Origin of the sequence: Faecalibacterium tardum (genome assembly GCF_040096515.1) — a bacterium.
In the GTDB taxonomy this organism is placed as follows: Bacteria; Bacillota; Clostridia; order Oscillospirales; family Ruminococcaceae; genus Faecalibacterium; species Faecalibacterium tardum.
Genome location: NZ_JBBMEO010000049.1, coordinates 1 through 8,985 on the forward strand (window position 1 = coordinate 1; position 8,985 = coordinate 8,985).

6 protein-coding genes are annotated in these 8,985 nt (G+C 60.9%); 2 read left to right on the forward strand and 4 right to left on the reverse strand.

Going from position 1 to position 8,985, the window contains the following annotated elements; genetic code table 11:
* Window positions 1-541: 541 nt before the first annotated feature.
* The 4 genes from WMO44_RS13930 to WMO44_RS13945 all read right to left on the reverse strand — a co-directional run bounded on the left by WMO44_RS13930 (window position 542) and on the right by WMO44_RS13945 (window position 7,333).
* Window positions 542-1,648 carry a ComEC/Rec2 family competence protein gene (locus WMO44_RS13930; RefSeq protein WP_349152935.1) on the reverse strand — a complete coding sequence of 369 codons (1,107 nt, stop codon included), beginning with the start codon at window positions 1,646-1,648 and terminating at the stop codon, window positions 542-544.
* Window positions 1,621-3,678, reverse strand: a complete 2,058-nt coding sequence (locus tag WMO44_RS13935; protein WP_117928708.1) for a YgiQ family radical SAM protein — start codon at window positions 3,676-3,678, stop codon at window positions 1,621-1,623. The genes WMO44_RS13930 and WMO44_RS13935 overlap by 28 nt, the downstream gene beginning before the upstream one ends.
* A 12-nt stretch (window positions 3,679-3,690) precedes the next feature.
* Complete coding sequence (locus WMO44_RS13940; protein WP_349152936.1) at window positions 3,691-6,555, reverse strand: FtsK/SpoIIIE family DNA translocase; 2,865 nt, start codon at window positions 6,553-6,555, stop codon at window positions 3,691-3,693.
* A 94-nt stretch (window positions 6,556-6,649) separates the two neighbouring features.
* The gene (locus WMO44_RS13945) at window positions 6,650-7,333 is read right to left on the reverse strand and encodes a ClpP family protease (RefSeq protein ID WP_316544703.1); all 684 of its coding nucleotides are present in this window, start codon (window positions 7,331-7,333) and stop codon (window positions 6,650-6,652) included.
* Window positions 7,334-7,587: 254 nt separating this feature from the next.
* Between WMO44_RS13945 and WMO44_RS13950 the strand changes: the two genes are divergently transcribed.
* Window positions 7,588-8,229: a redox-sensing transcriptional repressor Rex gene (locus WMO44_RS13950; protein ID WP_055187049.1), complete on the forward strand. Its 642-nt coding sequence runs from the start codon at window positions 7,588-7,590 to the stop codon at window positions 8,227-8,229.
* A gap of 4 nt (window positions 8,230-8,233) precedes the next feature.
* Complete coding sequence (locus tag WMO44_RS13955) at window positions 8,234-8,839, forward strand: thymidine kinase (protein ID WP_055187050.1); 606 nt, start codon at window positions 8,234-8,236, stop codon at window positions 8,837-8,839.
* The last annotated feature ends 146 nt before the right edge of the window (window positions 8,840-8,985 follow it).

Sequence of the window (8,985 nt, forward strand, 5' to 3'; positions counted from 1 at the left end):
GGAGTCCAGAGGTAGGGAGGGGGGAGTCGGAACACCCCTCCCTGCCTCTGGCCCAGCGGAGCGTCCCTGCACGCTGACGGCATGCAAAAACCTTCCCTGCGGAGCGCGGCAGAAGCGGCATTTGAAATCGTCCCGCCCCGGTAAGAGTGACTGCTCAAAAGTCCCCTATGATACACAGAGGGTTTTGAACAGTGAAGAAATAATGCGCAGAAAGGCGCAGCTTTCGGTGGCTTTTCAGCCTTGCAAGAAAATAAACGACGATTACACGTTATATCTCTCACTGTTCAAAAGTCAGGGGGGTTTGAACAATGAGAAAAGCCAAAACGCAGAAAAGGGCGCTTTTTTTGCTCACTGTTCATCTTGAACAATGATGAAATAAACGAAGATACGATTAAAAATTCTCACTGTTCAAAAATCCATAGTGGTAATAGAGTTTATAGAAAGGCTTTGCCTCTTCCGGCAGGCATCCCCAAGGGGCTGCCCAGTGTAAAAAGAAATACCGGAGCATCCGCAGACACTCCGGTATTTTGAAAGCAAAGCTTTATTTGATGCAGCTTGCGCAGGGGGTATAGCCTGCGGCAATGGCTTCGTCATAGCTGGAAAAGAGGATTTGGTTCTTTTTCGCAGGCAGGTTTGCGCAGGTGGGCAGGTGGAACTTTTTGCTGTTCACATTGCCGATGTACGCCTGCTGCGCGGTGCTGGAGGACGACGGGTCGGTGGGGTTCAGCTGGCTGTCCGGCACAAAGCGCTCGGTGCCCACGGTGAAGTTCTGACCGTCGCTGCCAATGGTGATGGTGCCTTGCAGGTCGGTGCGGTAGACGTCCACCTTTGCGTCTCGCAGAATGCTTAACGTCTCCTCGTGGGGATGGCCGTACTTGTTGCCTGCGCCGCAGGAGATGATGCCCATTTCCGGCAGAACAGCGTTCAGAAACAGGTAGCCGGTGCTGGTGCTGGAGCCGTGGTGCCCTACTTGCAGCACATCGGCTTTCAGGTTGGCACCGCTGTTCACAAGGTCGGCCTCAGCGGTATTTTCCATGTCACCGGTCAGCAGAAAGCTGGTGTTGCCGTAGTCGATGCGCAGCACCAGCGAGGTGTTGTTGGTCTCGCTGTACTGCGTTACCGGGCCAAGCATGGTGACGGTGGCGCTGCCCAGCGGCCAGACGGTGCCCACGGAGGGCACTTCCAGCTGCAGACCCTGCTGCTGCGTATACTTGACAAAATCGTTGAAGCATTTGGTGCTGCTCTCGGTCACCGGGCTGTAAGCGTGCCCCGCCGGGAACTTTGCCATTACGGCGGCAAGCCCGCCTACATGGTCCTCGTGAGCGTGGGAGCAGAACACATATTGCAGCTGCTCCACCCCCTGCTTTTGCAGGTAGGATACCACCAGACTGCCGTCGTCCACATTGCCGCCATCGTAGAGCATGAACTGTCCATCACACTCCACCAGTACGCTCAGCGCCTGTCCTACGTCAATGAAGTGCATCTCAAAGGGCTGGCTTGACCCGGTGGAGGGCTTGACGATGTGTCCGCCGCTGCTGTCACAGGCGGTAAGCCCCAGCGCCAGCACAGCGGCCAGCGCCAGTGCAGCCAGCCGCAGGAACAGGCGGCGGGGGAGCAGGGTTACTTTTTCTTCTTTCCGGTTTTCCACGTTGCGGCCTCTTTCTGTTGATTATTCTTGGGTTTGTGGCCGGGCGCAGAGTTGGGCGCAAAGCGCGCGCCCGGGCTGGGCTGACGGCCTGCCGGGGCGGCGGCACGGGCATTTTTGCCGGTGCTGCGTCCCTTCTGGCTGGGGTGTACCGTATAGGTGCCATCGTTGTGGATGGTCACCTCGGCGCTCTCTGCTCGGCGGGCGGTGCGCTGCACCGCGCGGCGGCCGACGGCGGGCACCAGCAGGGGGATCAGGTCCTCCCGGTGGGTCAGCTGCAAGGCCTTGACCACTTTTTCCGCGTTGCGGGGCTCGTAGTACTGCAGCAGTGCACGCTGTAAAGCCTTGCCCTCGGGGGTCTTTTCCACAAACACCGGCTTGAGGGTGTAGGGGTCGAGGCCGGTGTAGAACATACAGGTGCTTACGGTGCCGGGGGTGGGGTAGAAGTCCTGCACCTGCTCCGGGCGCATATGGTTCTTATAGAGGTACTCGGCCAGATAGACCGCGTCCTTCAGAGTGCTGCCCGGGTGGCTGGACATGAGGTAGGGCACCAGATACTGCTTTTTGCCCGCCTTCTTGCTCAGCTCGTAGAACTTATCCTTGAACTTGTTGAAGGTCTCGATGGGCGGCTTGCCCATGTAGGCAAGGGTGTTGGGGGCGCAGTGCTCCGGGGCGACCTTCAGCTGGCCGGACACATGGTACTCCACCAGTTCCTTAAAGAAGGTATCGTCCGGGTCAGCCATCAGGTAGTCGAACCGGATGCCGCTGCGGATGAACACCTTTTTTACGCCCGGCAGTTCCCGCACCCGGCGCAGAATTTTAAGGTAGTCGCTGTGATCCACGATCATGTGGGAGCAGGTGGTGGGGGCAAGGCAGTGTTTGCCGCCGGTGCACATCCCGCGCAGCATCTGCTCACGGCAGGAGGGAAAGCGGAAGTTTGCGGTGGGGCCGCCCACATCGTGGATGTAGCCCTTGAAATCCGGCTCGTGGGTCATGCGCTCGGCTTCCTCTACGATGCTGTCGGCGCTGCGGCTGGTGACCCGCCGCCCCTGATGCAGCTGGATGGCGCAGAAGTTGCAGCCGCCGAAGCAGCCGCGGTTCTGGATGATGGAGAACTGCACCTCGCGGATGGCGGGCACGCCGCCCATGCTCTCGTAGATGGGGTGGTACCGGCGGGTGTAAGGCAGGGCGTACACCTTGTCCAGCTCTCCGCGCACCAGCGGCTTTGCGGGGATGTTCTGCACCAGATACTTTTCGCTCTGCTTCTGCACGATGATCTGACCGCTGACCACGTCCTGATTGTCCATCTGGATGCGGCAGGCCTTGGCGTAGGCGGTCTTATCGCTGGCCACCTTTTTAAAACCGGCACACTCCACATACCGCTGGGGCAGGTGGTCGAAATCGGTCAGGTAGCAGGTGCCGTTCACGTCTGTGATGGTCTCCACCGGCTCCCCGGCGGCCAGACGGCGGGCAATCTCCACGGTCTGGTGCTCGCCCATGCCAAAGCTGATGAGATCCGCGCCGGAGTCCTCGGCGATGCTGGGCAGCACGGTGTCCAGCCAGTAATCGTAGTGGGCAAACCGGCGCAGGCTGGCCTCCAGACCGCCTAAGATCACCGGCAGGTCGGGGTAAGCCTGCTTGGCAAGCTTGGTGTACACGGTGGCGCTGCGGTCCGGGCGGGCACCGGCCTTGCCGCCGGGGGAGTATTCGTCCTCGGCGCGGGGAATTTTTGCCACGGAATAGTGGCTGACCATGCTGTCCACGTTGCCGCCGCCGATGAAAAAGCCGTACTTCGGCTTGCCGAACCGCTTGAAGTCCTCGCAGTCGGTATAGCGGGGCTGTGCCAACACGCCCACCTTGTAGCCCTCGGCTTCCAGCAGGCGGCTGATGATGGCGGTGCCAAAGCTGGGGTGGTCCACATAGGCGTCACCGCCTACCACCACAAAGTCCAGCTGCTCCCAGCCCCGGGCTTCCATGTCCGCCCGGCTGATGGGAAGAAATTCGGTGTAGATCTGGGGAGTAGAATGTTCCATAATGCTCCTTTATTATTCCTCCGGTTGGTTCATCTGCATTTCCAGCCACTGCTGGCGGCTGATGAGCACGGCGCGGGGCTTTGCGCCCTCGTAGGGGCCGATGATGCTCTTTTGCTCCATCTCGTCCATGATGCGGGCGGCGCGGGCGTAGCCCAGCTTGCAGCGGCGCTGCAACAGGCTGGTGGAAGCCTGACCGGCGTCGATGACCACATCCACGGCCTGCTTGAACATGGGGTCGGAGCCTGCGTCCTCCTCGGCGTCGGCACCGCCGCCGCCCTTTTTGCCGTCCTGAATGGCGTGCTTTTCCATGGCCTCGATCATGGCCTCGTCGTACTGCACGGTGGCGCTGGATTTGATGAAGTCCAGCACACGGCTGATCTCCTCATCCCGCACAAAGGTGCCCTGAATACGGGTGGGCTTGGGTGCGCCCACGGGCATAAAGAGCATATCGCCCTGACCCAGCAGCTTTTCTGCGCCGGCACCGTCCAGAATGGTGCGGCTGTCTACCTGACTGGACACCGCAAAGGCGATGCGGCTGGGGATGTTGGCCTTGATCAGGCCGGTGATCACGTCCACGCTGGGGCGCTGGGTGGCAACGATCAGGTGCATACCGGCGGCACGGGCTTTCTGGGCGATGCGGCAGATGGAATCCTCTACGTCCTTGCCCACCACCATCATCAGGTCGGCCAGCTCGTCGATGATAATAGCGATGTAGGGCATCTTTTCCAGCTCCGGCTGCTCGGCAGCCAGCTTGTTGAAGGACTTGATATCGCGCACGTTGTTCTCCGCAAACAGGCGGTAGCGGCGCTCCATCTCCTGCACCGCGCTGCCCAGTGCACCGGCGGCCTTGCGGGGCTCGGTGACCACGGGCATCAGCAGGTGGGGGATGCCGTTATACTCGGCCAGCTCCACCACCTTGGGGTCGATGAGCAGCAGCTTTACGTCCTCCGGGCTGGAGCGGAACAGCAGGCTCATGATGATGCTGTTCACGCACACGGATTTACCGCTGCCGGTGCTGCCCGCGATGAGCAGGTGGGGCATCTTGCACAGGTCGGTCACCTGCGCCACACCGGCAATGTCCTTGCCAAGGGCGATGCCCAGCGGCGAGGTCATGCGCAGAAAGCTCTGGCTTTCAAAGATACTGCGGATGTACACAGGGGTCTTTTTGTGGTTGGGCACCTCGATGCCCACGGCGGGCTTGCCGGGGATGGGGGCTTCCATACGCACATCTGCCACCGCGAGGTTCAGGGCGATATCGTCCGCCAGCGAGGTGATGCGGCTGATCTTCACGCCCGCCATGGGCTGCAGCTCGTACCGGGTAACAGAGGGGCCGCGGGAGATATCCAGCACCCGGGTGCGCACGCCGAAGCTTTCCAGCGTGTCAACCAGCTTCTGGGCGTTGGCCTTCAGCTCCTCCTGTGCGCCGGGGTCGCTTTCCTCCTGCGATTTTTCAAACAGCTCGATGGGCGGGTACTGGTACTCGTAGCTGTCCACCGGCTCGGCTTCCTCGGTGGGGGCGGTGGCAGCTGCCTGCTCCGAGACGGCGGGCTTTTCCATGGCCGCTGCCACCAGCGAGTTGATGTCCTTTTCCTCCACCGGTTCGGCGGTGATGCTGATCCAGCCGTCCTCGTCCGGCGCAGAGCGGAACGCCACAGCATTCTCGGCGCTCACCCGGGGCACGGCGGGCTGGATGGGTGCAGCTTCCGGCGGCTGCGGCATCTGTGGCTGCACCACCGGCGCTGCCGGCTGGACGATGGAAGTATCAAAAACAGGGGCAGGGGCGGGCTCTTCCGGCTGGGGGGCATCTTTGGCAAAGAAATCTGCCGCAGCGGTGACTACCGGGTCTGCCACGATGGGCGGCGGCGTGGGTTTGGGCGCAGAACGCAGCGGATCCTGCCCGAAGGTGCCGCCCGGCCCGACGATCAGCGGCTCAATGGGCTCGCTGCCGCCCTCGGAAAGGGCGGTGTGGTCGGGGCCAAGGTCTACGTCAAAGGCGGCACGGGGACGCGCAACGCTGACCCGCACCGGGGTGATGGGCGGCGCGGCAGGCTCCGGCTGGGCAGGGGCGGCGGGCGCAGCTTCGGCGTCCGCAGCGTCTGCTTCCATCTCCTGCGTTACCTTATGCCCCCAGCGCAGCACGCCGGACATCCAGTCCGGTACCCCCAGATGCGGCCCGGCAGGCTCGTCCTCCTCGTCCAGCGGCTCGTCCTCGGTTTCGTCGTATTCCTCGTCGATCTCCCGCTCTGCCTGCCGAATGGCGGCACGCTCGGCGCGGCGGGCAGCGCTCTGCTCTGCAAAGGCAGAGCCGCGGGCGCGGATTCCGCCGGTGACGGCGCACAGCCAGACCCAGACCTCGGCGGGGGTGACATCAAAAATGTACAGGCTGCCGCACAGCAAGAGCACGACCATGATGAGGTTTGCCGCCGGGCGACCGCACAGCAAAAGCAGCACGCCGCCCAGCACAAAGCCCATTGCGCCGCCGGAAAGCCATGCGCTGACACCGTTGGCGTAGCAGGCAGAAAGCATTTGCAGCGCCGACAGTCCCTGCGGCTGGATATCGGAAAACACGATGACCGTGCCGCAGACAAAGATAAGCCCCAGCACCAGCTTGAGGATGCGGGACAGCAGCTCCTCGCCCCGGGTGTACAAAACGGCCAGACAGCACACGGCTGCACCCAGCACAAAGCTGCCGCAGCCGAACAGCCCGAACAGCACATCGTGGAGCACCCGCCATGCGGAATCGCCCTGCACGAAGGCCAGCACCATCAGCAGCAGGCCGCCGAACAGGGTGCCAAGCCCTGCCGGGAGCCGCTGTTCTGCCTTTTTACGGCGGGCAGCAGTACGCCGTTTCGTTGATTTTCGTTTTTTTGTTGCCATTCTACTCTGTTCCCCAACTTCCCATAGACACAATAATTGATTCTACTATTGTACCACGCAAGGGCAAAAATGGCAAACCATAATGTTGTTTTTATTATTCCCGCTCGATCTCCCTGTACAGCCACGCCAGCGCGTCCGAAAGACCGCCCAGCTCGTCGATGAGCTTTTCCTTTACGGCGCGGCGTCCGTCCAGCACTGTGCCCATGTCCATGACCAGTTCCCCGGTGTGGAGCATCAGCTGGGTGTAGCGCTTTTCCGGCATGCCGCTGTGGGCGGCTACAAAACCGGTGATGCGCTGCTGCATCTGCTCGAAGCAGTGCATGGTCTGCGGCACGCCTAAGATCAGCCCGGAGTGCCGCACCGGATGCACTGTCATGGTGGCGGTGGGGACAATAAAGCTGTGCCGCGCGCTGACCGCCAGCGGGATGCCGATGGAGTGTCCGCCGCCCAGCACCAGCGTGGCGCTGGGCTTGGAGATACTGGCGATCAGCTCTGCCAGTGCAAGACCGGTCTCCACATCGCCGCCCACCGTGTTCAGCAGCACCAGCAGCCCCTCGATGCGGGGGTCCTCCTGCACCGCCACCAGCTGCGGGATGACGTGCTCGTACTTGGTGGTCTTTTGCCCCTGCGGCGCTTCGGTGTGCCCTTCGATCTGGCCGATGACGGTCAGGCAGTGGATGACATGACCGCCCCGGCTCAGGGTGACCGTGCCCAGATCCTCGATATCCTCTTTTTCCATCCGGTGCTGCTCTGCGGGGGTGTCTTTTGCCGTATCCATGCGCGTTCTCCTTCCGTAGCGGGGTCTTTGTGGGGTCAGTATCCCCCGGCATCCAGGGAAGTATACAGGAGAAAAGAAACAAAAAACTTTGTGAATTTTTTGCTTTTTTATAAATAGGTATTTGACATTCGCTTTTCATGCTGTATACTTTAAATAATATAACAGGATAAAACGGAACATCTCTCTGCGCGCAAAGAAGCCCCTTGCATGGCGGCAGAAGCTGCAGCGCGTTGGGCAGAAAGGAGAATTTTCCTATGAACACCCCCCAAAAAGCATCGATCCCTGTGATCAAGCGTCTCCCCAAATATTATCGGTATCTGCGCTCCTTGCAGGACGACGGCATTACCAGCATCTCCTCCCGGGAGCTGGCTTCCCAGATGGGCACCACCGCCTCGCAGGTGCGGCAGGACTTCAACTGCATCGGTGACGTGAACGGACGGCAGGGCATCGGCTACTCGGTGGAGAACCTGCTTTCCATTCTGGAAAGCCTGCTGTTTGGCAACGGCGACCGTCTGCCCACCATTCTGATCGGCTGCGGCCGTTTGGGCAAGGCGGTGAGCCGCTTTATCACCACCGACACCAACGGCTACAAGCTGATCGCGGCCTTTGATGTGGCCGAAAACGAGGTGGGCAAGGAGATCAGCGGTATCCGCATCCGTCACATTGACGAGCTGGAGGCCTTCTGTGAGGAAAACAAGCCCAAGGTGGCGGTGCTCTGCGTCCCCCGCGATGGTGCACAGCAGGTGAGCGGACGGCTGGTGGACCTGGGCATCGAGGGCTTCTGGAACTTCTCCCACTATGATCTGTCGGTGCCTTACCCCGATGTGGTGGTGGAAAACGTCCATCTGGGCGACAGCCTGATGAGCTTGGGCTACCGTCTGCGCAATCAGGAGTGACGGCATGGCAAAATTGTATTTCCGCTACGGTGCCATGAACAGCGGCAAGAGCACGGCGCTGATGCAGGTGGCACACAACTACGAAGAGCAGGGCATGAAGGTGCTCATTTTGAAGCCGCAGGTGGATACCAAGGGCGGCGGGGAGCTGGTGAGCCGTCTGGGCGTGCGCCGCAAAGCAGACCTGCTGATCCCGCCGGAGCTGGACGTGTTCGAAGCCGTGAAGGCGGCAAACGATGCTTCTGGCCCGCTGGCCTGTGTGCTGTGCGACGAGAGCCAGTTCTTTACCCCGGAGCAGGCCGAGCAGCTGTTCATGATCACGGTAGATCTGAACATCCCGGTGATCTGCTACGGTCTGCGGGCAGATTTTTCCCTCAAGGGCTTCCCGGGCTCTACCCGTCTGCTGGAGCTGGCACACACCATCGAGGAGATGAAAACGATCTGCACCTGCGGGCGCAAAGCCATCTGCAACTGCCGCAAGGTGAACGGGCAGTTCGTCTTTGAAGGCGAACAGGTAGCCATCGACCTTGAAAACGATGTGCAGTACGTCAGCATGTGCCCCCAGTGCTACTTCAAGGCGCGGCGGGCGTTCTACGCTGCAAAGAAAAACTGAGATACTTTTATGTTGTATACAAGCCGCTGCGCCGCGCTGGGTGCAGCGGCTTTTTTGCGTGATTTGCGGAAGAGCTACCCCCTCAGCCTCGCTGCGCTCCGCGGGGGAGGTTTTTGCTTGCCGGGGGATGTTCTCTTTTGACACCA

Excerpts from the sequence above, each read along its gene's own strand:
- WMO44_RS13950 (WP_055187049.1), top strand. The coding sequence starts at position 7,588 with ATGAACACCCCCCAAAAAGCATCGATCCCTGTGATCAAGCGTCTCCCC.
- WMO44_RS13940 (WP_349152936.1), bottom strand. The coding sequence starts at position 6,555 with ATGGCAACAAAAAAACGAAAATCAACGAAACGGCGTACTGCTGCCCGC.
- WMO44_RS13955 (WP_055187050.1), top strand. The coding sequence starts at position 8,234 with ATGGCAAAATTGTATTTCCGCTACGGTGCCATGAACAGCGGCAAGAGC.
- WMO44_RS13935 (WP_117928708.1), bottom strand. The coding sequence starts at position 3,678 with ATGGAACATTCTACTCCCCAGATCTACACCGAATTTCTTCCCATCAGC.
- WMO44_RS13945 (WP_316544703.1), bottom strand. The coding sequence starts at position 7,333 with ATGGATACGGCAAAAGACACCCCCGCAGAGCAGCACCGGATGGAAAAA.